Origin of the sequence: Candidatus Leptofilum sp. (genome assembly GCF_965223285.1) — a bacterium.
Lineage (GTDB): Bacteria > Chloroflexota > Anaerolineae > Promineifilales > Promineifilaceae > Leptofilum.
Window position 1 is genome coordinate 6,329,034 of the sequence record NZ_OZ244997.1, and the last position, 26,797, is coordinate 6,355,830.

Genomic DNA, 26,797 nt, shown 5'->3' on the forward strand with positions numbered 1-26,797 from the left:
ATTGTTAATTGGGGAAAGAAAGTTGAGTCATTGCTTCTCGGCAGCTAAACCCACGCAAAATTGAAGGGGGAAGCTACCGAAAAGCAATGAGGAAGCTCTAATTATACATTCAGGGTTTCTAGCACATGCGCCTTGCCAGACATGATGCCATCGGCAAAATCCTCTTCCAAAATGCCAGCTTGTTTCGCCATTTCGTGGAAGTTGGTGGAGCGATTGGAAATGTCTGAAGCGACCAACATCATTTCCAGCTCAACCAGCGGCATCGACTTCATCAAATCGATCACGAGGTCTGGATCGACGCCATCACCGCCGTAATCACCCAGGGCAAGTGAACGGGAGAAGCCATAATGTTGTTGTAGTCGTCTTTTTAGCAAACGGCCGTAATTTTCAGCACGGTCAGGTCGTTTAAAGGCAGACTCAGCAGCCCAGGCACAAACTGAGGCTGAGTAGAAAGCTGCCTGACAACCATGCGAGAAAATGGGGTCAACAAACGCTCCCGCATCCCCAATGCAGCCAAAATTCGGGCCGGCTGGCTTGGTGGAGTAAAAAGAGTAATCTGGGCGGAACGCCATAGAGCCTTCTTGGTAACTGGCCGACTCCAACAATTCCTTAAAGTACGGAATCTTATTAACAGTGGACAAGAAGTAAGGCTCCATTTCCTTTTTGCCCATGCGCTTTACATTGCTGGTATTAATGATCAACCCAATGCTAATTTTGTCTTTTAGCTGAATATGCCACGCCCAACCATCTTCGTGGGAAGATATAAAAGTAACAGGTTCCACTTTGCCAATGCTCTCTGGCCCGTAGCTGCTGCCATCAGCCCCAATGTACTTACCGCCTGTGAAATACCCCCACATTCCCAGGAATGTCCGGTGGCCTTCAACGAGCCTGCGTGACTTAAACTGTTTTGCCAGGACGGAGCTGTTGCCGGAGGCGTCAATAACGTAGCGACATTGAATTTTACCCGCCCCACGTGTGTCATCTCGCATGCTATGGTAACTAACAATAGGTTTTGGGTCTGAAAAATCAACACCCGTTACGCTAACTTCTTCAAATACAACTGCGCCTTCAGATTCAGCATAGCGCAACAGAATGTCATCAAACTCATCCCGCTCTACATGCAAAGCCGGTCGGTCGTAGCCAAAAGAAGAGAAGGAAAATTGGTGGATACGGCCGTTCCAAACTGTAATGCCACCGGCCTTAGCCAAAAAACCAGCTTCTTCAATTTTCGGGGTCACACCAGAGTGATCCATAAATTTCCAAAAATGAGGGATCAAGCTCTCACCAACCATCGGGCGCGGGAAGCGAGCTTTTTCAAACAACACAACTTCATACCCCCGCTGTGCCAACAAGGTAGCTGCATGACTACCCGCAGGGCCACCACCTATCACAACAACATCGCAACTATTCGGAATGCTTCCACTGTTTTCCATTTGTACGCACCTTTTTATAAAATATGTTTGCTCAAAGTTCTTTACAATTTAAACAGCCACTGGCTGACTCATTTTTGCATTTACCTTGCGAACCGCCTGCAAACCAGGTGAGGGCTCATCTTGATAGACACGTCCAGCAAAAATATCAATAAAATCTTCTACATAACGTGAATGGACAAAGAAAGCAAAAGAAAACGGGTTGGCCCAGAAGCAATCCAACGCATCCTGAATCGTATCCATACCTTGTTCACAACGAGCCTCATAGGCGGCAAACGGGTTTTCTTGGTCTCGTCCAATCCCTTCATGCAAATAATCGGCAATTGCCTCAGCCGCCATACGCCCTTCTACCAGAGCAAATTGAAGGCCAAAAGAGAAAATGGGATCAATAAAACGATGAGCATCCCCCACGCACAAGAACCCCTTGCCAGTGAATGAGTGAATGTGGTAAGAGTAATTGGAAGTGGCACGCACGTCCTCAACCAAGCTAATGTCAGGGATTCGTTTGGTAAGCTCCGGGTTTATTTTTTTCATTTCACGCAAATAGAACTCACGCATATCTTCGCCAGAACTCCGATAATAGTCAGACGGCGTTACAACCCCAACGCTAACGGTTTCTTCATCAATTGGAATAAACCAAGCCCAATGGTTTTCTTTTTCGTAAAAAATGAGGGTGTTATCTTCTTCACCCCGTTTGGCATTTTTAACATGGGAATAGATGGCAAGCTGGCGTGAATATTTGCCACGCTCTTTCTTGCTGGCAACCCCTTCATTGGAAAGAAATGTTGCTTGCCCAGAAGCGTCTACAACAACTTCGCCAACAACATCAACCAAGGAACCATCCTCACGACGTACTTCTACGCCACACGGTGAGCCATCATCCTTAAACAAAACTTTTGTCGCCTTCCCATGCACAAACTGCACGCCAACCTCTTTGGCTTTATCCAGCAGCATCTTGTCAAAATCGCTGCGGCGTACTTGCCAGGTTGTAGACTTCTCTAACTCACCAGCCTCATTTCGTCTCATAACGGGAATCGTGAAGTTGTTTTTGCCTTCCTGCCCATAGACGATTGTTTTATGCTTCACTGTGCAGCGGGTCTCTTTAATGGCATCACCCAAGCCAAGTTGGCGCACGGTTTCACCACATTCACCCGTCATAGATTCGCCGATGTGAAATCGGGGAAACGGGTCTTTTTCAATCATGACGGATTTAATTCCCTTTTGCGCCAAGAAGATTGCGTTTGAGGAACCACCAGGGCCAGCTCCAATAATGACGACTTCTGTTTTTAAGGTATCTTTTTGCATTTTCTATTCTCTCTCTTTACTAATTTCCAACTAATTCTAGAGTTTGTGAGGCCATTGCTTGCAATTCCCGACGGTTGATTTTACCAGTGGAGGTACGTGGGAATTCAGACATAACGTGTATTTGGCTAGGTACTGCATAAGGGGGCAGCTTTTCGCCTACATGTTTTGACAAAATGGCTTGGGTGAGTTCTGCATCCTCATTGGGAATAACGGCCGCTTCAATCAAGTTGCTGCTATTACCATCTGAAACTGTGTAAACGGCCGCTTCCTTCACATCATCATGAGAAAGCAACGCAACTTCCACTTCGTCCAGCTCCACACGATACCCGCGCGTTTTAACCTGACGGTCTTTCCGGCCGAAATAAAGGAAATTACCATCAGGACGCTGCAACACTAGGTCGCCAGTTCGGTAGAAAACATCTTCGTAATGGCCGAATACCAGGCGGCGGTAAAAACCCTTTTCATTTAGGTCCGGGCGACCCCAATAGCCGCGCATCACCGTACCGCCACGCACTAACAGCTCACCAACTTCACCTTGCGCCACAGGTTGATCGTCGGCATCTACCACCAACATCTCCTCATTGGCGCAGGCCAAACCAATTGGAATTGTGTCTTCAAAATCATCTGGCAACTCTGGCACGTGATAATAAGTGCAAACGTTTGTTTCCGTCGGGCCATACAGGTTGCTAAACCGTTTATCGGACCAAATCTTCATCAGTTCACGTAAATGCTTGGTGGGGAATACCTCACCTGCAAACAGAACCCAGCGCAATGCGCTCAAATCGCGCGATTCCAGTGCACCTCGCTCCATCAACTGAATAAGCGCAAACGGCACAGTGTAGGAAACAGTAATCTTTTCATCCTGTAAAAGCTGGGAATGGCTAGCGGGGAATTTGGTGATGTATTCTGGAATGATGATCACCGTACCACCCGCTAACATCGTGGCGAACAGGTCAAACGTAGACAGGTCAAAATGATAAGGTGCATGGTTGGTAACGCGGTCTTCATGCGTCAGCTCGTATTCAGCACAGGCCCATTCAGCGAAGCTCAAGGCACTGCGGTGTGTGTGCATGATGCCTTTAGGCGTGCCAGTAGAGCCAGAGGTGTACAGAATATATGCTAAGTCTTGTTCAATGACGTGAATATCTGGCTTATTGTGCGCGTCTGGATTAGTTACCTGGCTCCAGGAGATGCAGGTCACGGCCAAATCTTCTTGTGGTTCTACACCTATCAGGCAGCTCAAATCCGTATCGGCTACCATGCTACGTACCTGGGCCAGCTTGTTTGGCTTGGTAATCACCACATCAATCTGGCAATCGGTAATCACATAACTCAGCCGCTCAACAGGTGCAAATGGATCTAGCGGCACATACGCTGCGCCTGCTTTCATAATGCCGTAAATGGAAACGGCCGATTCAATATCCTTGTTGATATAAATACCAACCCGGTCGCCTCGTTTTACACCCTGCTGTTGCAGCAAGTGAGCTAGATTATCGGTCTGCTGTTGCAAAGTGGCGTAGGTAATGCCTTTTCCATTACAACGAATCGCTTCACGTTCTGGATATATTACGGCCGTTTTGTCAACTGCTTGTGGCAAAGAATAGATCATTTCTACAACCCCAGTAATCTTGAAATAATGTTTCTTTGAATGTCAGACGTGCCAGAATAGATGGTTCCACCCATCGCATCCCGCAAATCCCGCTCAATCTCAAATTCGGTCATGTAACCATAGCCACCCAGAATCCGAATCGCATCCAGGCTAGAGGCCACATAAGATTCACTGATATACAGCTTGGCCATGGCAGCTTCCATCGTTGCTGTTTTCTTTTGGCTCTTTAACCAGGCCACCTTGTATAGCAGGTTCCGTGCCGTTTCCAGGCGCACCTTCATATCGGCAACGCGGTTGGAAATCGACTGATACTTACCAATGGATTGGCCACCTTGCTTGCGGTCACGTGCATATTGAATGCACTTTTCTAGCTGGAACTCCATCGCCCCTAAATGACTACCCAAAATACAGCTACGCTCCCACTCCATAGAATGAGCAAAAATTTTGGCACCGCCACCTTCACTCCCCAGCAAGTTTTCTTCAGGAATGAAGCAATCTTCTAGCACCAGTTCGCCCATTGGCGAGGTCCGCAGCCCCATCTTCTCAATGTCACGGCTAACGCTAAAACCTGGCGTACCGACTTCTACGATGAAGGCTGTAATACCCCACATGCCCAATTTGGGATCTTTTGTGGCAAAAACCACTGCCAGATCGCAAATCGGAGCACTGGTCACAAACATCTTGGTGCCATTCAGGCAGTAACCGCCGTCTACTTTTTCATAGCGAGTGCGCAAGCTGTACGCATCCGAGCCAGAATCTGGTTCCGTCATGCCGTGTGCGCCAATAAGTTCGCCACTAATGAGCCGGGGCAGATATTTACGCTTCTGCTCATCTGTACCGACAGTTAAGATGGGATGCTGTACGCTCCACATTTGCGCATTTAGGGCAAAGCTCAAACCATTGTCTCGGCTGCCGTAACCCAAGCCTTCCATGGTGAGCATCGTTGTAAGAATATCAAGCTCAGACCCTCCATACGCTTCTGGAAAAGAGAGTCCTAAAATGCCAAAATCAGCACATTTCTGCCAATTTTCGCGGGAAAACTCACCTTCTTTGTCTCGCTCAACTAGGCCTTTGTTGAGCTCTTTTTGGGCAAATTCGGCAACAGATCGTTTAAATTCTAATTGCTCATCACTCCAAGAAAAATCCATTTGGTTTTTTACTCGCTTCGTTTGTTGAATAAAATTTATTGAATCAGAACTGTTTTGTGTCAACCCCTAGGCCATGTCTATGTTTTGTCTAGGTTTTCAGACCAGGCTAAATAACTTTCAAAGCAGCTTACAAATGCATAATGACTGTTGATAAATCGCACACAGCTTGCAAGATTACCCAATTGTCATTCAATATGGTTTCTTCGAGTTATCGACTAAGGCTTCTTTGCTCATCCTTTGAAACGTCTTGCCAGTTACATAAGCAATGGGTGGGGCAGAATGTTGGCTTCGGTGGGGAAAAGGCGAACATGATGTTGAATGCCAAACGCAGCTAGCTGTCTTGTAAAAAGTTGCTTCAACCTCAGTCAAATATGTACTGCTATAAGGTGGGTTTAGATGCCGCTACCAGACTGATTTTGAGGCTAAAATTAGCATTATAAAGTTTCGTTCAACCTTACGGCCGTTTCCAACAAACAGTCGGCCAAAAACAGGTTGTTAGACAGCAATGTGCTCACTTTTTGCGAATGGCTGAATGGGGAACAACCCTAGCTAAAATAGGATAAAGGGTTTTGTTTGGAATCGAAATGAGAAGATGGTGGGGGTCTATTGACGATAAAGTTTGTCTAGCAGACGGCGCATTTCATGGTACTCTGCTTCTTCCACTTTACGGCCGTGTGACAGCTTAAACGACTCAGGCAATGCACGCCTCACCTTGGCTGGGGCACCATTGGCATCCATAAAGGCTGCAATGCGTTCCGCTTCACGCTGCGGGTTGGCACACACATCCTTGTAATGCACCGTCAGGAATGCCTTCTCACCCACAATGGCCCGCTCCCGCGCAATGTTCTTTTCAACATAATACACCTGCTCGCACACCTGCTGCAATACGCTTTTACCATCAATATTTTCACATTCACGCGGCCGTGCGCCTAGCCACGTTGGGTAGCGCGTCGTCCGTGCTTTGTAGATCGATTGTGCCGTGTCCAGCGGATCGCGCATGACCTGAATAAACAACGCATTGGGAAACACTTTGCGAATCGCACCAATACGAAGGCTAAGAACGGTCGTTTTGTTGAAAAACGGGAGGTCAAACACTTGCTCCGTTGCGGCAACGGCTTGGTACATCCCCTGCGCCTGCTGCGGAGAGACATTGTCCGGTTCTACAGGCCCATACCGATTACGGAACCAGTAGGCCCAAATCGTTTCCCCCTCGGCAGGCGCGGCGCGCCCAGCAGTGCGGCCGAAATTACTTTCAAATGAGCCTGTATTTTGGTCTCCACCCATTCGCTTAGCCATTTTAGCTGTGGTAATGGGTAACGGTTTGCCTAAATGAAAGCTGGAAATGGCGGTGAGGTTGGAGAAGTAAGAGGTGGGAATAGCCCAGCTAACCACCTGACGGGTGAGCGTAGTGCCTGCGCGCGGGGGTGCCACAATGAACGTTGGGCTATATTGCAGCTTATCAGCCCCACGCTGAAACTTCTCTAGCACGTTGAGGCCGAAAAACATCAGTTTGTCTTGAAATTTGCTAAACCCGTTAACAGCCATTGCCGTCATTCTCCAATATCGATTGCCGTCAAAATATTTTGCATCAAGATGGTTGCTGAACCTGGAGGCTTTGCCGAATAATTTGCAAAACGGCCGTTTCCTGACCCTGCAAATAAAAATGACCACCAGGAATTAGGTGCATCTCGCCGGGTTGCGTTGTGTGGGTTGCCCAGGCGGCCAGATTTTCTGCTGGCACCAGCGGATCGGCTTCTCCGCCAAGTATGATAATCGGGCAGCTCAGCGGTGGTTCTTTATAGTATATGTACCCTTCGTACACTGCAAAATCGGCGCGAAGCATTGGCAGCAGCAAACCCAGCAACTCTTCGTTTTCCAGAACGGCCGTTGGCACGGTGTCCAATTCCCGCAATGCTGCCACAAACGCCACGTCATCCAAATGGTGCATGGGCGGCAGCTTAACCAGCAAATGGGGTGCGCCATAACCAGAAACAAATAGCTGCCGGGGCACCACGCCATCTTGCCTGAGCCGCCGCGCCAGTTCAAACCCCACCAGCGCACCGAGCGAGTGACCAAAAAAGGCGAATGGCTTGTTCAGCAACGGCCGTATCGCAGTGGTTAAGTCATCCAGCAATGATTCGATAGTTTGGTACGGCCGTTCCAAAAAGCGCGTCTCCCGGCCCGGTAACTGCACTGGCAGCACCTCAATGTCTGGAGCCAACCAATCGACCCAAGTGCGGTAAGTGCCAGCCCCGCCGCCCGCATGGGGCAAACAAAACAAGCGTAACGCGGCCTGCTCATTGGGCTTGGCGTAGGCAATCCAGGGCGACTCAACCATTCGCTTTTTGCGCCTCATCCAACCGCGCTTGTAACGCGCTGGCGACTTGTTGCACCACGGGTTCCTGAATCACGCCAATGTGATCCGTTTCATATTGGCACATCTGTACACGTTCACTGGCTACTTTGTCCCAGCCCAGCGTCTGGTTCATAAACCGACCGCGCCGAATCATAAACATATCAATCTGCCCACGGAAAGTTCCATCAGGGCGGTACAATATTCGCGATTTGCCGGTAACAAACTCCATCAGATAATAATCCCGATGTTGCCGCAAAATTGGCGCGCCAGTTGCCACATAAATTGAGAATATTAAGCGCTTGAGCTTTCGAAAAGTCCGCAACAATCGCCGACGAGAGCGCATGACAATGCCATACCCAGCCCGACGCACTTTGCCTACAACCGTTTTGGGAACGTTTTTATCAAAACCAAACAGAGGCAATTCGCCCACGTTTGGCCCCACCCCTTCCTGATTTTGCACAAGCAACTCATTCCGCGTGCCCAGGGCGGATGGTTCAAGCAGTGCCAGCACGGCTACCTCTTTGCCAGCTTCTTGCAGCAGACGGGCAATCTCATACACCACCATGCCACCAAAACAAAAGCCACCCAGGTAGTACGGCCCTTCGGGCTGGAATTGCCGGATTTCGGCCACATATTTTTGGGCAAGCTCTTCAACTTTAGGTGGCGCAACGCGATGCCCAGTCCAATCTGGCGGCTGCACCCCGTAGAACGGTTGGTCATCGGCTAGATTGTCAGCCAATTTTTGGTAGTTAAATACATGCCCTGCCCCACCATGCACCATATAAAACGGCGGTCGATTGCCCCCCTCTTTGATGGGAACGAGAGCAGACCAAGCGTCGGACGGCCGTTGCTTTTCAATCACCTCAGCCAACTGTGCCACCGTGGGATATTGGAACAGCAAGGTAATGGGCAGCCCCTTCACAATTTGTTTATCAATTTGGGCAAACAGTTGCGTTGCCAGCAGCGAATGGCCGCCCAGCGAGAAGAAATTGTCGTGAATGCCAACCTGCGACACGCCTAAAATCTGTTCCCAGATGGTTGCCAACTGCCGCTCGACGCGGCTGCCTGGCGCAACGTAACTGCTTTCCCGGCTGGCCACATCTTGTGATGGTGCAGGTAATGCTTTGCGATCCACTTTGCCGTTGGGCGAAATGGGGAAGGCTTCTAGCGAAACAAACGCATTGGGAACCATGTAATCGGGCAAGGTTTCCTGCAAAAAGCTGCGTAAATTGGTGGGGGATGGCGTAGAGCCATTGGCCGACAGCAAGTAGGCAACCAAACGCTTGTCACCTGGCTTATCTTCACGGGCGAGGACGAGGGCTTCTTGAACGGCCGTATGCTCCCTTAACGCCGTCTCAATTTCACCCAACTCAATACGGAACCCCCGCACCTTCACCTGATGATCTATCCGACCCAGAAACTCTAGGGATCCATCCGGTAGCCATTTCACCAAATCACCTGAGCGGTAAAATTTGCGGTTTTTGAACGAAATCCGCTCGTCCAATGTCAGTTCCACGAACTTTTCGGCCGTTAAGTCTGGCCGATTGTGGTAGCCACGTGCCAACGCCAGCTCGCTGCCAATGTACAGCTCGCCAGGAATGCCTTGGGGCAAAGGCTGCTGGTTGGCATCCAGCACCAACGTTTGAAAGTTGTTGATCGGTTTGCCAATGGGCGGCGTGCCATCAACTTTTTCTACAATGTTCATGGTGGTGCAAACCGTTGCCTCCGTGGGGCCGTAGGCATTGACAAAGCGACGACCCGGCAACCATTTGGCCGCAATCTCCGCCGAGCAGGCTTCCCCCGCCGAAATGATTGATTTCACGCCGCTCAACTCGTCGGGCGACATGACCGCCAAAGCCGAGGGTGGTAGGGTAACTACCGTGATTTCTTTGTCTCGCAGCAGGTGGATGAGCGCGGGGCCGGGCATCATGCTGCGCTGCGGTGCCAGCACCAGCGTGGCGCCCGCCAGCAGCGTCGTTGTCACTTCAGAGACGGAGGCATCGAAGCTGAAGCTGGCAAATTGCAAACAGCGGCTCTCTGGCGTTAGGCCAAACGTCTCGATTTGGGCTTCGGCCAAGTTGGGAATGCCGCGATGCGTCACCAGCACGCCCTTCGGCCGTCCCGTCGAGCCAGAGGTGTAGATGACGTAGGCCAGATTTTCGGGGCTGACGCCGCTGTCGAGGTTGCTGGTGGGTTCATTTTCAACTTTGTGCCAGTCGCTGTCCAGTAAGAAAACGGCCGCTTCCGTTTCCGGCAAATCTGGCAGTAAATGTTCCTGGGTGAGTAGCGTTTTTACGCCGGAATCGGCCAGCATGTAGGCCAGCCGCTCCTGCGGATAGGTCGGGTCGAGCGGCAGATAAGCTCCGCCCGCCTTGAAAATGCCCAGCAAAGCAATTACCATGTCGGGCGACCGCTCCACGGAAATGCCCACCAACGTTTCTGGCTTCACGCCCTGCTTTTGGAGGTAATGAGCCAGTTGATTCGCTTTTTCATTAAGCTGACTATACGACATTTCCACGTCTTCATAGATGAGTGCCAACTTATCGGGCGTTTTTTCTACTTGCAGCTCAAATAGTTGATACACGGTGGGGACGGGATGGTTGTAGGTGACGGCCGTACTGTTCCAAGCTGCCAACTGCTGCCACTCCGCTTCGGTAAGCATGTTTAGCTGGGTTATGGGCTGGTCAGGGTTGGCCACAATCGCCGCGGCCAGCGTTTGCAAATGCCCCGCCATTCGGACCAGCGTCTCCGGCTCAAAGAGATCAACGTTGTAAACAAACGAACCAATCAGGCCATTTTCTTCGGCCGTCAGCGACAGGCTCAGATCAAACTTGGCTGCGCCAAAATCAACTTCAAGGGAACGGCCGTTCACCACACCAGCTAATTGTAAAGGCGTGCGTGCGGCCGTTTCCAACGTAAACAGGGTCTGAAAAATTGGATTATAGTTGAGCGACCGTTCTGGCTGAAGCTCTTCTACCAGCTTTTCAAACGGCACGTCCTGATGGTCGTAAGCACCCAGCGCTGCTTCTTTCACCCGCCCTAAAAGTTGGCGGAAGCTGGGTGCACCACTCATGTCCGTGTGCAGCGCCAATGTGTTAACGAAGAAGCCCACTAACCCCTCGATTTCGGCTCGGTTGCGGTTGGCTACCGGTGAGCCAACGACCACGCTTTCCTGCCCGGTGTAACGGTAAAGCAGCACCTTAAAGGCTGCCAAAGCCGCCATAAACAAGGTCGCACCTTCCTGCCGGGCCAACGTTTGTAGCCCATCAGCAATGATTTTATCTAACGTCACTGACTGCCGCTTGCCCACGAATGTTTTGCTGTTGGGACGCGGTTTGTCTAGCGGCAGCTCCAGCAGCGACGGCGCGCCGTGCAGGTGATTTTTCCAATAACCAATCTGCGCCGCCAGCACGTCGCCTTGCAGCCAATTTCGTTGCCATTCCGCAAAATCGGCATACTGGATGGGTAGGTCGGGCAGGTTGGCAGTTTCATTCTGTACCGTAGCGTTATAAACGGCCGTTAACTCCCCAAACAGCACCCCCATTGACCAGCCATCCGAAATGATGTGGTGCATCATGAACACGATTATGAAATCATCATCTGCCAGCTGAAAAACGGTGGTGCGGAAAAGTGGGCCAAGTTTCAGGTTAAACGGCCGCTGCGTCTCGGCAAAAAGCTGCTTCTCAGCCACCTGCTCATTATTGGCGGCCCGCCGCAAATCGAGGACGTTGAGGGGTAATTCAATTTCTGGCAGCACTTTTTGGTATGGCGTGCCAGCTTCAGATACAAAAACTGTCCGCAGCGATTCGTGCCGCTGGGCCAGTTGGTTAAGGCTGGTTTGGAGGACGGCCGTATCCACCACCCCACGCAGCCGAAATGCTGCTGGAATGTGGTAAACCGGACTGCCCGGCTCTAGCTGCTCTAAAAACCAGAGCCGTTGCTGGGCAAAAGAGAGAGGTGATTTTTCTAAATTAGTGCGCTGGGGAATGGTTGGCTCAGTGGACGAATCCACCCCTTCTTCGGCCAACATCATTTCTAGCAGCGCCAATTCTTCAGCAGACAATTCCGCTGACTCAGATTGTTGATCAAACGCCATTAAGTTACTGCTCCTGCTCTTCGCTTCGCTTCTAAAAGCTGCTTCATCTGCTCCGAGGTCATGTCCCCTAATTTTTGCAGCACGGTGGCAATCTTCTCCGCTTGCCCCGGCTGCGCCTCCAAGGCCACAATCGCCACTGCCAATTCGGCCACGGTGGGCGACTCAAACAGACTCCGCAGCGGCAAATTGGTCTTAAATGATGATTTCAGGCGCGAGATAACCTGGGTAGCCAACAGCGAGTGACCACCTAAATCAAAAAAGTTGTCATTTACGCCAACGCGCTCCACGCCCAGAATTTCTGACCAAATTTTAGCGACAATGACTTCAACGGCCGTTCGTGGCGCCACAAATTCCTGTTCAATTGCCCGAGCTGTGTCGTCGGGTTCGGGCAGGCCGCGCCGGTTGATTTTGCCGCTGGGGGTCAAAGGCATCTCGTCCAGCAGCATCACCAGGGCGGGCACCATGTATTCCGGCAGACGATCTTTCAAAAAGGAACGTAACGTCAGCGCATCGGCCGCTTGCCCCGGCTGGGTCACGACGTAAGCTACCAGCCGCTTGTTGCCCTGTGAATCTGGTTTGGCGAGAACGGCCGTTTCCTTCACTGCCTCATGCTCACTCAACACCGCCTCGATCTCCCCCGGCTCAATGCGGAACCCGCGAATTTTCACTTGCTGATCCACCCGACCCAGGTATTCGATATTGCCGTCGGCACGGTAGCGGGCCAGATCCCCTGTGCGGTAAACGCGCCCCCCCTCTGTCCCCCCCAGCGGGGGGGAATTAAAGGGGGGGATGGTAAACTTCTCGGCAGTCAACTCCGGCCGATTCAAATACCCCCGCGCTACATTATCCCCGCCGATGAGCAGTTCGCCGGGAACGCCGACGGGGACGGGCTGCATGTGCGGATCAACCAGGTAGATTTGGGTATTGGCAATGGGCTTGCCGATGGGCGGCAGAGCATCCCAGGTAGTCGGGTCGGCAGGCAGATCGTAGGCGGTGGCGACGTGCGTTTCCGAGGGGCCGTAATGGTTTGCCAGGCGGCAGTTGGGCAGCCGCTGGAACAAGGCCACGATGGGCGGAGTGGTTTGTAGCTGCTCCCCGGCCGTAATGAGTTCGCGCAGCCGCAAATCCAAAGTCGGCTGGGCAGCAAACGCTTCGGCCAACTGCTGTAAGGCCACAAAGGGCAAAAAGATGCGGTTAACCTGCTTTTCGGCGACTAGCTGCGCCAACTGCTCCGGGTCGCGCCGAATGGCTTCATCAATCATCACCAGCGTGCCGCCGCTGCACAGCGTGGCAAAAATCTCCTGGCAGCTTACGTCGAAGCTGAGGGTGGTGAATTGCAATGTTTTGTCGCCGAGGCCGCAAGTTGTATTTTGTAGCTGCCATGCCAGCAGATTAGCGATGGCTCGCTGGGGCAAGGCCACGCCCTTCGGCCGTCCCGTCGAGCCAGAGGTGTAGATGATGTAAATGAGATCGTCCAGCGTAACCTCGCTGGTTGGATTTTCTTCGCTTTCTTGGGCGATGCTGTCCCAATCACTGACAAGGCAGATAACCCTAGCCTGATGTTCCGGCATGGCGGGCAGTAAATTAGATTGGGTCAGCAGCACTTTGGCTCCGGAATCGGCCAGCATGTAGGCCAGCCGCTCTTGCGGATAGGTGGGGTCGAGCGGCACGTAGGTTCCGCCTGCCTTGAGGATGCCCAGCAGCCCTACCAGCATCTCCAGCGACCGCTCCACCGACAAAGCCACCTTCACATCGGGGGCAATGCCTTGCTTTTGCAGCGCGTGTGCCAGTTGGTTGGCACGGCCGTTTAGCTCGGCGTAGGTCACAGTTTGGTGGGGAAATTCGGCGGCGATGGCGTTTGGCGTTTGGGCAGCCTGCTGCTCGAAGCGTTGGTGGATGGGTTGTTGGGGGTAAACGGCCGTTGTCTCATTCCAGTCCACCACCACTTTTTGCCGCTCATCTTCAGTCATCAAGGGCAAAGCACCGATTGGCTGGCTGGGGTCGGCGGCGATTCCTGTTAGCAATGTTTGAAAATGTTGCCAAAAGCGGCGCATCGTCCCTTCGGCAAAGAGGTCAACATTGTATTCCAAATAGCCCGTCATGCCATCTGCTTCTTCCACCAGCGACAGGGCGAGATCAAATTTAGACGTGCCCGTATCCGCCTCCAGCGGCGTAACGGTGAGGCCGGGCATCTGCACGGATGCACCCGTGGCGTTGTGCAGGACAAACATTACCTGGAAGATGGGATTGTAGCTGAGGGCACGTTCTGGCTGAAGCTCCTCCACCAGCTTCTCAAAAGGCAAATCCTGGTGGTCGTAAGCGTCGAGGGTTGTATTTTTGACCTGCGCCAGCAGCTCTAAAAAGGTGGGATTGCTTGCCAAATCGGTTCGCAGAACCAGCGTATTCACAAAAAAGCCAATCAGCCCCTCAATTTCGGCGCGGGTGCGATTGGCGATAGGTGAGCCAACCACAATATCTTCCTGGCGGCTGTAGCGGTGGAGCAGCACGTTGAAGGCGGCAAACAGGGTCATGAACAGCGTCGTGCCGGCTCGCTGGCTCACCTGCTTCATCGCCTCAACCAAGGCTGGGTCAATGGTGAGTGGCAGTCGTTGACCGCGATATTCCTGCACGGCTGGACGGGGAAAGTCGGTGGGCAGTTCCAGGCGCGGCGGCGCGCCCGCTAACTGATTTTTCCAGTAGGTTAGCTGCTTTTGCAGCCGTTCGCCTCTCAAATAATCTCGCTGCCAGACGGCAAAATCGGCGTATTGGATAGGCAGCGGGGTGAGGAACCCTCTCCCTAGCCCTCTCCCAGGGGGAGAGGGGACAATTTCCTCTCCCTCCGGGGGAGGAATAAGGAGGGGGGAATGCGTGCTTACAAAATCCTTGTACAGCACCGACAGCTCATTCAGCAGCACCCCGCGTGACCAGCCATCGGAAGCAATGTGGTGCATGGTGAGGATGAGCCGATGCTTGTCGGGAGCCAGCTTGAGTAGACAGGCACGCAGCAGGGGATCGGTGGTGAGGTTGAACGGCCGTCTCGTTTCTACGGCCGTCAGTTTAGCAATTTCGGCTTCACGCTGCGCGGTGGGCAAACCCTGCAAATCTTCAACGGGAACGCTGATGGTCACTTCATCGGTGACTTGCTGGGAGGGCTGGCCCTTGACGGCCGTAAAGGTCGTCCGCAATGCCTCATGCCGCTGCACAATTTCGTTCAGGCTGGCGGTGAGCGCCGCTACGTCCAAGTCACCCTCTAGCTGGAAGATGGCCGGAATGTGGTAAGCCGGGCTGCCCGGTTCCAGTTCTTCCAAAAACCAGAGCCGCTGCTGGGCAAAGGAAAGGGGCGCAGCCGCATCATCCTCGCGGCGGGTAATGCCCTGCGGCGCGGCCTGCGCTTGTTTCTGTTTCAATTTCATTTCCAGCAAAGCACGCTTGGCTGGGGATAGCCCCGCCAGGCGATCTTTTGCCTTATTCTGCTCGGTTGGTTGGTTTGTCATACAACTACCTAAAAATTTATCGGCTTGGTAGGGGCAGACCTCCGTGTCTGCCCACTCCAGGGTGCACACGGGGGTGCGCCCCTACTGTTGTTATTCTTCTGCCATCATCTGCGCCAAAAGTGCCTCGGCTTCTTCGTCAGACAGATTTTCCAATTCAACCATCAGGTCGGCCATTTCATCGTCGTGGGATGCGGCCGTTTCCGCCTGCATCTGCTCAATTTCAATCGCTAATTCAGCAATGGTGGGTATCTCAAAAAAGCGACGCTGGGATAGCTCCACATTTAGCTGGTCGCGGATGCGGGAGACGACCTGGGTTGCCAGCAGGGAGTGACCACCCACATCGAAGAAGTTGGCGTGAATGCCAATTTGCTCGCGCCCCAAAAGCGGCTGCCAAATATTCGCCAGGGTGATTTGCAGGGGCGTGGTGGGGAGTACGGCCGTATCCATCAACCCGGTCTGCAATTCTTCTGGTTTGGGCAAGGCTTTGCGGTTAATTTTGCCCGTTGGCCCCAGCGGCATAGCATCTAGCAAGAAAAAGTCGCTGGGAACCATGTAGCCAGGGAGCCGCTGGCGCAAAAAGTCGCGCAGGTCGTTGAGCTGCACGCCGTCTGTTTTGGGCACAACGTAGGCCACCAGCCGCTTATGGTCGCTATCGGCATCGGCCAGGGCTACGGCACACTTTTTCACGTCGCCCTGCTGCATCAGCACCGCTTCAATATCGTTCAGCTCCACGCGGAAGCCACGAATCTTCACCTGGTAATCCCGCCGCCCGACGAGCTCTAGCTGACCGTCGCTGCGCCAGCGGGCAAGATCGCCCGTGCGGTAAACAGTATTCGGTAATCGGTTGTCAGTAATTGATAACTGCACAAATTTTTCTGCGCTGAGTTCAGGCAAATTCAAATAACCATCTGCCAGGCACGCGCCAGCGATGCACAGTTCGCCAACCGCGCCGATGGGGACGGGTTGGTGGTTTTGGTCGAGGACGTAAACCTGGATGTTGGGCAATGGCTGGCCGATGGGGACGCGCACGGCCGTTTCTGGCAAAGTCGCGGCGTCGTACTGGGTGGCGTTAGACGAACATTCCGTAGAACCGTATAAATTGAGCAGCGGCACACCGGGGAAGGTTTCTTGCCAACGCCGCACCATCGCCGGAGAGATTGGTTCGGCACTGGTGGTAGCAAAACGCAGGCTGTCCCAACGGCTTTCTTCCCGAGCGGCCGCTTGCAGCACATTTTCGATGAGGGCGGGGGAGGAGAGCAAATGGCTGACCTTGTGCCGGGTTAGCTGCTGCCAGAGCAGATCGGCATCGCGCACGGCTTCTGGCTGCAAAATGAGGGTGGGAATGCCCTTGAGCAACCCACCGAACAGTTCCCAGGTGGCGGCAACGAGGGCATATGATTTTTGCAAGACGGCCGTATCCCCCACCACAAATGGATACTCATCCCACATCCACAGCAGCCGGTTCAGCACCGCACTCATCGGAATGCGCGCGCCTTTGGGTTTACCTGTGGTGGATGACGTATAAACGAGGTTGATCAGGTCGTTTGGCGTGGTGGTGCTAGTTGGGTTAGTGGCCAGTTGTTGGTCGATAGTTGCCCAATCGCGGTCTAAACAAACTTTCTTGCCAGCAAAATTGGTGAAGCGATCAACAGATTCCTGCACGATGAGGAGTTTCGGCTGGGTGTCACTCAAAATATCTTGCAGCCGCGCCATCGGGTAATCTGGATCAAGGGCGACGTATGCACCCCCGGCCTTGAGAATGCCCAACAGTCCGACCATCATCTGGAAGGAGCGTTCGGTGCAGATGGCTACGAAGCTACCCTGCCCCACGCCGCTTTGCCGCAAATAATGCGCCAACTGATTCGCCTGCTGGTTCAAATCGGCGTAACGCATCGTCTCGTTTTGGCAGATGAGGGCGGTGGCTGTCGGGGTCTTGGCTGCTTGCCGCTCAAATAGTTCAGTGATAGTTAGCTCGCTGCCAAAATCCTGGGCAGTTTGGTTCCAGTCGTGCAGGACGGTTTGGCGTTCGCTTTCGGTGATGAGGGTGAGTTGGGATAACGGCCGTTCCAAATTCACAACAGCCTGCCGCAAAATCACCACTAGGTTCGCCAACATCCGCTCAATCGTCGTGGCATCAAACAGATCCGTCAGGTAAGCTAGCTGCAAGAAAATTTCGTCGCCGTGTTCGTGGGCGTACAGGGCTAAATCATATTTAATGTAACCAGTGTCCAATTCGCTAAAGCTCAGTGAAAGGTCATTGAGGGCCACGCTGGACTGCGGTAAATTGAGCATGTTGAACATCACCTGGAAAACCGGAGAGATGCTCACATCGCGAGCGGTTTGCGCCCACTCCAGCATCCAGCTAAAGGGATATTCAGCGTTGGAAATGGCACCCGTTACCGTATCGCGCACCTGGGTCAGCACGTCGGCAAAGCTGGGGTCGTCACCAAATTTGGTTCGCAGCGGCAGCATATTGAGGAAGAAGCCCACTAAATCCTCAGCGTGGTCGCGGGTGCGGTTGGCCAGCGGTGCGCCTACAATCAAATCATCCTGCCCGGCGTAGAGGCGCAGCATGATGTTGAAGGCAGTGAGCATGGTCATGAACAGGGTGGCACCCTGCTGCTGGCTCAATGCTTTTAGCTGCGCGGTTAGCTCCGCATCCAGCATCACCGCCTGCGCCTCGCCACGGAAGGTGGGATGGGCAGGGTGCGGGCGATCGGTGGGCAGGCTGAGGACGGGCAGTTCACCAGCCAACTGTTCTTGCCAATATGTTTCCTGCGCCTGAAGGCTGCTTTTAGTGATGGCCTCGTTCTCCCATAGCACGTAATCGGCAAAGCTGAAGGGTAGTGGTGGCAGCGGATTGTCTTCGCCGCGCCGAAAGCCGTCGTACAGTGCGCCCAAATCCTGGATCATGTTAGACCAACCCCACAAATCGAGGGTAATTTCGTGGAAAGTGATGGGCATGTCGTAGCTATCTTCTGCCAGTTTGAACAGGTTGGCCTGCAGCAGGTTGTGTTTTTCCAGGTGGAGCGGCTGCTGCCCTTTTTCGTACATGAATTCTTTGAGATACGCTTCTCGTTCGTCGGCTGAAAAGTGGGTGAGATCGATCAGTTGCAATTCGTCCTGGCGCTGGGGGAAGGTTTGGGTGGGACGGCCGTTTTCATCCATCCCAAACTTCGCCCGTAAAATGACGTGCCGGTCGATGAGTGCTTGCCAGGCACGCTGCAAAATGGTCACATCCACCGCGCCGCGTAGGTGAATCACGCCTTGAGCCGTGTAGTACGGGCTGTCTGGCTCCAGCTTCCACAAAAACCAAATGCCCTGCTGGGCCACTGAAAGCGGATAATGGGTGCGGGCTTCGGCATGAACGGGCATTTGGCTTGGCGTACTTGTGGGTTCGGCAGGTTCAGCCACCAACTCTGCCAGCTTGGCGACCGTCTGCCGCTCAAACAGGTGGCGGAAGGAGAGTTTGGCCTGGGTGGCCTCACGGGTGCGGTTCAGCACCTGCATCGCCAGCAGTGAATCGCCGCCTAGCTCAAAAAAGCCATCTTCCATGCCCACCTGGTTAATGCCCAACACATCCTGCCAGATGTCGGCAATCCTTTCTTCTAGGGCGTTGCGCGGCGCGATGTATGGCTGGCGCAGGTCGGGGCGCAAATTTTGCGGCTCCGGCAGGGCGCGTAAATCGAGCTTGTGGTTGGCGTTGTAGGGTAGCTCATCTAGCTGCACAAACTGCTGCGGAATCATGTGGGGCGGCAACAGTTCTTCTAAATATGCTCGCAATTCGTAACCAGAAAGCGGCCGTTCAGCCGTGTAGTAGGCCATGAGAATTTGCTGCTCGCTGGCGGTACTTTTGCTGCGCGTCTCGCGGTCTTTCACGATAAGGCGACTTTTGTCGCGGGTCACTTTGCGAACCACAACAGCGCAGTTTCGTACCGCTTCATGCCCGCGCAGGGCGGCTTCGATGTCGCCCAGTTCCACCCGCATCCCCCGCAGCTTGACGAGGTTGTCGAGACGGCCGTAAAACTCAATTGTGCCGTCAGCCAGCCAGCGCCCCATGTCGCCGGTGCGGTAAACGCGGTCGGAGAAGTCGTCGTGCAGCGGGTTTTGGACATATTTAGCGGCCATCTCATCGGGGCGTTCGATGTAGCCTTCGGTGAGGTAGGGGCTGCGAATGTACAGTTCGCCGCGCACGCCAATGGGGCAAAGTTGCTGGTTTTTATCGAGGATGAGGAGTTGACGGCCGTCAATGGCGCGTCCCACCGAAATGGCTCGCTGGTCGGGTTCCACTTTGGGGATGGCGTGGTACGTTGCCAGCACACTTTCTGATGGCCCATACAAGTTGAACAGCTTCGCCGGGTTGGGGAAGCGATTGAGCCAGGCGTGGGCCAAATCAACGGGCAAAATTTCACCAGCCAGCAGGAGCATTTCCAGCTTGGGCAGCGGGTGACTACCGTTTTGGCTCGGTTCAGCCTCCAAAAGTTGCAGCACCTGGCGGCAAAAGCTGGGCACAATTTGCAAAATGGTGATCTCTGCCTGGCGCACCCACTCGATGAGGGCTTGCGGATTAAAGCGGATCATGGCCGGAGCCATGCAAAGCGTGGCGCCAAAACAGAGCGTACCAAAAATCTCGCAGTAAGAAGCATCGTAGGCGATGGAAGCCCACTGGGCAAACCGCTGCGGGGCAACAATACCAAAGTAGCGGCCCTGCCAATCGATGAACTGGCAAAAGCTCAGATGAGATTGCAAAATGCCCTTCGGCTTTCCGGTCGAACCAGATGTGTAAACGATGTAAGCCGGGTCAGTTGGCTTGAGCGACAAATTCGGAGTGGTATCGGCGCAGGCTTCGATGAAACCGGGACCATAAATTGTAGCTTCGATCTTTTTCACCACAGAGGGCGCGGAGGACGCAGAGATTTTTTTGTTTTTCTCTGCGCTCTCCGCGTTCTCTGCGGTAAACGTCTTCAAGCCATCAATCGCCAAAATGTTGCAGCCAGTAGGCAGATTCGTCAATAAATCCTCATGCCGCTCCAGGCAGCTTGCTTCGAGGATGAACCGGGCGGGCTGGGCTTCATCCAGGATAGCTTGCAGGCGGTGGGTGGGGTAATGGGGATCGAGGCAGACGAACACGCCGCCAGCCTTGAGCACACCAAAGAGGGCTTCTACCTGCTGCGGCCCGTTTTCTAACATGATGGCGATACGATCCTGCGGCCGCACCCCCATTTTAATGAGGGCATGGGCGATTTGGTTGGCACGGCCGTTCAGTTCACCGTAGTTAATCTCCCGATCTTCAAAGGTAATGGCCAAGCTGTTGGGAGACTCGGCCACGACCTGTTCAAACATCTGGTGCAGGCCTGGATATTCGTATTGCTTGGTGTCGTTCCACTCGTTAAGCAGTTGATTTTGCTCTTGTCGTGTGAGGAGGGGTAGGTGGGCAACGGCCGTTTCTGGCAAATCCCCAACCGCCTGCCCTAACGTTTGCCAATGTCCCGCCAAGCGGTCAATTGTGGCCTCATCGAATATTTCCGCCGCGTGGGTCAATACACCGGATTGCGGATCAAATGTCAGAATAGGCTGAGCGGCAGTTGCAGGCAAACGTTGGCTCAGGTTCTGTGCCAAAACAGGCAAGTGTTGCGGATCGGTGAGGGAGAGAACGGCCGTCCGTTTGCCAGCAGCCTCTACCAACGCGGCAAACGGCGCAGTGCCGTCTACTGTCACCGTTGTTGGCTCACCATTTAGCAAAAATGATAGCTGCGATTCACCACTGTAACGATGCAGCAGCAGCACAAACAACGCCAGTGGGTCTGCTGGCAGCAAAGGTAGGGTGCGTTGTTTCATTGTTAGGGTCATGGATACGGCCGTTCCTCGCTAAATTAGCAATACAAGAAAATCTCCCGAAGGATATGTACCCATCTTCGGGAGTGTTCCTTTAAATCACCATTAAGATTTACGCCAAGCCGAACTGCTCAATCCATTTGGCGCGGTTTTCAGCGCAATAATCACGGGCGCGTTCCATATCATCGCTCATCACCCTGTCTCGCTCCATGAAGGTGAAATGCTGGCGGAACTCATCGTAAAGTTTTTGGGTAGCTGGAGAGAGCTTCAGCGGCTTGTTGAAATCAATGGCTTGCACAGCCGTTAGCAGTTCGATGCCCAAAATGTACTCAGCATTGTCCACAATCGTCTCTAATTTATAGGAAGACGTACCACCCATACTCACATGATCCTCTTGCAATTGGCAAGTGGGAATCGTGTCCACGCTGGCGGGCGTACATAGCACTTTGTTCTCGTTCATAAGAGCAGCGGCCGTATACTGAACAATCATAAAGCCAGAGTTAAGGCCTGGCTGATTGACCAGAAAGTCTGGCAAACCCCGCATCCCTGACAGCAGTTGGTAGGTGCGTCGCTCAGAAATGTAGGCCATCTCACTGGTGGCCATCGCCACAAAATCCAAAGCCAATGCCGTTGATTCCCCATGCAAATTGCCACCAAACAAAATTTGGTCGCTTTCCGGGAAGAAAAGCGGATTGTCGGAAACGCCATTGCACTCTTTTTCGATGATGTCGATGGCAAAGTTGACTGCCTGCCGGATGGCACCATGTACCTGCGGAATACAGCGGAAGGAGTACGGGTCTTGCTTGGAGTTGTTGCAGGTGGGTAGTTCGTAATGATTACTGCCCTCTAGCACCTTACGGAAGTTGGCCGCAACGGTTTTCCGCTCGGGATGGTAGGTCGTCTCGTGGTAGGGAGCCTGGTAGAACGTTTCTGAGGTGCTAAATGCTTGGGAACTCATGGCGGCGAAGAGATCGGCCGTTTTCATCATTTCTTCGATTCGCATGAGGGCTAATGCACCACGGGCGTTAATGTATTGCACGCCGTTGGTCAGGGCCAATCCCTCTTTGGGCTTGAGGCGAAGCGGTTCCCAGCCCATTGCTTCCAAAACGGTCGCAGACTCAACCACTTCCCCTTTGTAATGCACTTTGCCCAGCCCTAGCAGTGGCAAAGCCATGTGTGCCAGTGGGGCTAAATCACCACTGGCTCCTACGGTCCCTTTTTTGGGAATGGCTGGCACGATGTCGTTGTTCCACATATCGATCAGCCGCTGGACGGGAGCCATGGAAATGCCTGTATGCCCGGTTCGGAAGGTAAGCAGCTTAATAAACAGCATGAGCCGGGACAATCGTGCGGGCACAATTTCACCGACGCCCACAGCGTGGGATACCACGTGGTTAAATTGAAGCGTTTCCATCTCTTCGTTTTCCACGCGGGTTTCGCAAAGAGAGCCAAAGCCAGTATTGGTACCGTAAATGTATCTATCTTCGGCTGCCTTCTCCAGCACAAATTGGGCACCAGCTTCAATTTTTTGGATGACATTTGGATGCAGTTCCAGGCGAGGAATGGTATCAGCTATGGCGCGTAAATCCTGAAGTGTGTAGTAATCGAGTGTCACTTGGTGGGTATTGGTTTGGCGAGTCATTAATCCTTCCTCAAATTATGCTAATAGAATTTATTTGCCCAGTGATAGTAGGATTCTCAGAACATGGGCAATTTATTAAAACGTCAGGGTTGGTTGCACGGTATTCGTCTATGCAACGCAGCTTACGACAGTGCCGATTAAACAAAATTTACAGTCACCGTACTACTGTTTAGGAATTTTTCATCACAACACCACATGGCGGGGCGTTTGGATTTGATTTTGCAAGCCACAGTTTGCCTTTGTGGTGGCTCCTCACATAGTAAACCCAGGCAATGTGATGAATTCTAGTGGGGCTCTGGTGGGAGATATTGGTAATGGCAAAACGTGGCACGTGCCAGCCTTTTGCTTACTTTTGATGGTTGCGCAGACTCTTCTAAGTCTTGGGTAGTTTAATGAAGGTATCTTACCAGCTTACTTACGAGCCGAGGGGATCAAACGGCCGTTTCTATCCGTACTTTCCTCCTAAATATTGGCGGGAAACGGCCGTATGGTTCTATTCTCGTAGCTGGTTAATTTGTTCTCGTAAAGTTAAGGCTGCCTCGCGCGCCGCTTCAGCAAAATCTTCACCGCCAGAAGCATAAATGACGCTGCGGCTGGCACTAATCACCGGCCCAGCGCCCTTGTCTGGCCCAAATTCAACTGCCATTGCCAAGTTGCCACCTTGAGCACCAATACCTGGAATGAGGAAATTTGCCTTTGGGGCAAGGCGGCGAGCCGCTGCCAGCTCCTCAGGATAGGTAGCTCCCATCACATACCCCTTGTGCCCGGCAGTAGACCAAGTTTGGCTTTGGCGTAACACATCTGCTGAAAGGCCACATTCATTAACTAGGTCCCCTTGAAAATGTGTTGCGCTTTTATTGGAAGTATGAGCCAAGATGTAAACGGCTTTGTCAGGACGATTCCCGATCATGGGCAAAACAGCGTCTGAACCTACAAATGGATTGACCGTTACCGCATCTACTTGCCATTCATCAAAGAGGCCGTTGCCCCAAGCTGCTTGCGTGTGGCCAATATCACCTGTTTTGCAATCTAGAATTACGGGGATGTGCCTGGGAATATACGCGATGGTGCGCTCAAGCGCGATAACACCTGCGGCTCCCCATTGCAGGTAGAAGCCCAGGTTTGGTTTGTAGGCACAGACGAGATCGGCCGTGGCTTCAATTATTGCCTGGTTGTACGGCAAGATGGGTTCATCCCACTTGCGAAAATCAACACGTAAACGCTCCAGAACTGGATCCAATCCCACACAGAGCCAGGAGTTGTTTTTATCTTGAGCAGTCTTAAGTTTTTCCAAGTAAGTCATGCCCAAATTTTACCCAGTTTGCCAACATATACCAGAAACGGCTGTCCAGAAATCACACGTAGGAATTGGGGTTTTCAGACGAGCGCAGACTGTAATCAATTTTCCGCGTCGTCCGCTTTGGTCTGCGTTCTATAATTGCGCCTGCTGAAAAGCCCTGCCACGGAAGTTGAAAAACGACCAGTACACAAAAGGCCATTTTTGCCAGAATGCTTGAATTAGTTGTTTGACAAGTCTGATGCTTCGTCTACTTGGTTTTTATCTGGTTCTGCTGTAGGTTTCTGCACGCTGCTAAGGTGCAAATTGCGTAATCCATCTACACTCTTGTCGGCAACATCATCTTTGCTCTGGCTAAGTGCATAAAGGGCAACGGCCGTAAGGCAGAAGGCCAAAAAAGCCAGGGCAAAGAAAGCAACGATGAGTCCATGTTCACCCATTTTGATTCTCCCTGTTTTATTCAACGGCCGTACTGCCTGGCCTTCACAATTGCTACCTTCACTCCCAAACGGCCCTCAATATTAGCACATAAGTTCTAAAAGCCCAACGCCTTTAAGTGAATTTATTATTCAGCCTGAAATTTTGGTGAATTTGGCATGATTTACGGCCGTTTTCACCAAATGTTTTGTCTGTTTCAGTATCATCTTATGCATTCCCCTGCTATAATGACACAGTAAGTTCTTAAGGCTATGACAGTAACAGACGATTCCACAACGCCTGACGGCACACTTATATCAGCAGACGAGCCAGCAACCGAACCTATTGCCGAACCGAATGGGCAAGGTTTACTTGATCGACTCCGCTTTTGGCGGCGTGGGCAAACCTGGTTAGAGATTGTTGGCTACCACGTCGAAGATATTCATACCGATCAACCCGTGGCGATTCAAGAAGGAGCGACTCTGGTTGGCAACGTATTTGCCCCTCGCCTGATGGTGTCGGGACTGCTTACAGGTTCGGCTGTTTGCCGCGACATTCGGGTGGAAAAAAGCGGCCAAATTTTGGGGGATGTGTTCACTGTGGAGCTAACCGTTCTCAGGGGCGGGCATGTTCACGGTTGGATTAGCAGTGTCGATGAGTCAGATTATGCGACATTGGCCGAAAACGGCCGTCTGCCGGATGACACTGACCTGAACCGACACGAAAACGGGCAGGATTTACCCGAAGGCCAACTACTTAACCGGAATGAAGCGCAAATCGAAGCCTTGCATCATCTTCAAGCGCAAGCAGCCATGTCTTTGGCAGCGCGGGCGGAGCTGGAGCAAGATTTTCAGCGGCGGCTAACGGAGCTAGCGGGGGAATCTACCAGCACCATTGCCAATCTCAAGCAAGAGCTAACAGAATTGCGCACTGAGCTAACAACCAAACAAACGCAGCTCGATGAAGCGCAAGAGGCGTTGCGACACCGCAAAAGCCAGGTGGAGCGGCAAGCCAACGAACTCGGCATCGCCCGCGATTTAATGACCGAGCAAAATGATGAGCTTACCAATTTGCGGCAGCAGCATACCCAACTGCAAAATAACCATTCCCAACTGCAATCAGACAAAACGGCCGTAGATAGTGAACTGGAAACGGCCGTGCAGGAAATCAACACCTTGCGCGATCGCATACACAGCCTGGAAGTAGCCCACAAGGCCAGCCTCGTTCACACATCTGAACAAGAAGAATCGCTCATTCGCTGGCAAGAACTGGCCGAAATTACCGAGAAAAAAGTTGAAGAGCTGGAAGCGGAGCTACAAAAATCGGAAAGCCAGATTGAAGAAAGCAGTACCGTTTTAGGGATGCAGCGGGAGCAACGCAAAGCAGCAGAAAAAGAGCTGGAAAAGGTACTGGATGAGCTAACTGAGCTACGCGCAAAAACGGCCGATCCGTTGACCAAAATTGCGCAGCTCGCCGAGGCAGAGGAACGGGTTAGCCAGCTAGAAGCCGAATTAGCAGATGCTGAACATGCGCATTTTGAGCGTGTTCTGTGGTATAAAGCAGAGCTGGAAGCAAGTCAGGCGGCCGCCGCTGCTGCCGAAAAGGCAATGGCCGAGCAGTCTGATCGCCTGACTCAAGTGGAAGCCGAGTTGCAAACGCAACAAGAAAAGGTGATGGCTCTAGAAACGGCCGTCACTCAAGCGCAAAACAGTCTGCAAAGTAAACAAGCTGAATGGAACGGCCGTCATGAAGAGCTGGTTGAGCAAAACATGGGGCTACAAACCATCATTCAGGAGCAAAAAGTGCAGCTAGAATCAAGCGAAAATGAACTGAATCGGTATTTGAGCCAGGCGAATGCGCAGGGGCAACATCTAGCTGAAATTCAGGCGCGCCTGATTGAGCGCGAACTTCAGCTTAAGCAAGCCATCGCCAAGTTAAAAGATGCGCGCGCCATGATTGAGAAGCAAAATCAGGGTATCAAGCAAATTCAACTAAAAGCAGATGAACGTATCCAGAAGCTGAAACGCCAAATCGCCCAAACCTCGTAATTGTGCCACAACTTTATGCAGAGCCTTTCATCTATTTCTCTCCAATTTGATGAGGAACATGGCCGTTCCGGACGAATCCTCTTACTAATTGCCGCTCTATTTGTGTTTAGTAATGCTTTT

Annotated in this window: 13 protein-coding genes; 1 reads left to right on the plus strand and 12 read right to left on the minus strand. The window is 52.5% G+C overall.

Features of this window, described 5'->3' with window-relative positions:
- Positions 1–101 precede the first annotated feature (101 nt).
- From ACOQPU_RS28270 to ACOQPU_RS28325, 12 genes are all read right to left on the minus strand, one after another.
- A complete protein-coding gene (locus ACOQPU_RS28270) occupies positions 102–1,433 on the minus strand; it encodes an NAD(P)/FAD-dependent oxidoreductase (protein WP_420643171.1) in 1,332 nt (443 codons plus the stop codon).
- A 48-nt stretch (positions 1,434–1,481) separates the two neighbouring features.
- Positions 1,482–2,735, minus strand: coding sequence for an NAD(P)/FAD-dependent oxidoreductase (locus ACOQPU_RS28275; protein ID WP_420643172.1), 1,254 nt, complete (start codon positions 2,733–2,735; stop codon positions 1,482–1,484).
- A gap of 19 nt (positions 2,736–2,754) precedes the next feature.
- Positions 2,755–4,344, minus strand: a complete 1,590-nt coding sequence (locus tag ACOQPU_RS28280; protein ID WP_420643173.1) for an amino acid adenylation domain-containing protein — start codon at positions 4,342–4,344, stop codon at positions 2,755–2,757.
- Positions 4,345–4,346: 2 nt separating this feature from the next.
- Entirely contained in the window at positions 4,347–5,492 is a 1,146-nt protein-coding gene (locus tag ACOQPU_RS28285; protein WP_420643174.1) for an acyl-CoA dehydrogenase family protein, read from the minus strand.
- A 603-nt stretch (positions 5,493–6,095) separates the two neighbouring features.
- On the minus strand, positions 6,096–7,037 hold the full coding sequence (locus ACOQPU_RS28290; RefSeq protein WP_420643175.1) for a sulfotransferase family protein: 942 nt from the start codon (positions 7,035–7,037) through the stop codon (positions 6,096–6,098).
- Positions 7,038–7,080: 43 nt separating this feature from the next.
- On the minus strand, positions 7,081–7,830 hold the full coding sequence (locus ACOQPU_RS28295; protein WP_420643176.1) for a thioesterase II family protein: 750 nt from the start codon (positions 7,828–7,830) through the stop codon (positions 7,081–7,083).
- A complete protein-coding gene (locus ACOQPU_RS28300) occupies positions 7,823–11,944 on the minus strand; it encodes a non-ribosomal peptide synthetase (RefSeq protein ID WP_420643177.1) in 4,122 nt (1,373 codons plus the stop codon). Before ACOQPU_RS28300 ends, ACOQPU_RS28295 begins: the two co-directional genes overlap by 8 nt.
- Entirely contained in the window at positions 11,944–15,438 is a 3,495-nt protein-coding gene (locus ACOQPU_RS28305; RefSeq protein ID WP_420643178.1) for a non-ribosomal peptide synthetase, read from the minus strand. Before ACOQPU_RS28305 ends, ACOQPU_RS28300 begins: the two co-directional genes overlap by 1 nt.
- 90 nt (positions 15,439–15,528) lie before the next feature.
- A complete protein-coding gene (locus tag ACOQPU_RS28310) occupies positions 15,529–21,288 on the minus strand; it encodes an amino acid adenylation domain-containing protein (protein WP_420643179.1) in 5,760 nt (1,919 codons plus the stop codon).
- A 97-nt stretch (positions 21,289–21,385) separates the two neighbouring features.
- Positions 21,386–22,915, minus strand: coding sequence for a histidine ammonia-lyase (gene hutH, locus ACOQPU_RS28315; RefSeq protein WP_420643180.1), 1,530 nt, complete (start codon positions 22,913–22,915; stop codon positions 21,386–21,388).
- A gap of 493 nt (positions 22,916–23,408) precedes the next feature.
- The gene (gene pyrF, locus ACOQPU_RS28320; protein ID WP_420643181.1) at positions 23,409–24,209 is read right to left on the minus strand and encodes an orotidine-5'-phosphate decarboxylase; all 801 of its coding nucleotides are present in this window, start codon (positions 24,207–24,209) and stop codon (positions 23,409–23,411) included.
- 224 nt (positions 24,210–24,433) lie between these two features.
- On the minus strand, positions 24,434–24,652 hold the full coding sequence (locus ACOQPU_RS28325) for a hypothetical protein (protein WP_420643182.1): 219 nt from the start codon (positions 24,650–24,652) through the stop codon (positions 24,434–24,436).
- 249 nt (positions 24,653–24,901) lie between these two features.
- On the opposite strand from ACOQPU_RS28325, the gene ACOQPU_RS28330 reads away from it, so the two are divergent.
- Complete coding sequence (locus tag ACOQPU_RS28330; RefSeq protein WP_420643183.1) at positions 24,902–26,677, plus strand: polymer-forming cytoskeletal protein; 1,776 nt, start codon at positions 24,902–24,904, stop codon at positions 26,675–26,677.
- Positions 26,678–26,797: the final 120 nt, after the last annotated feature.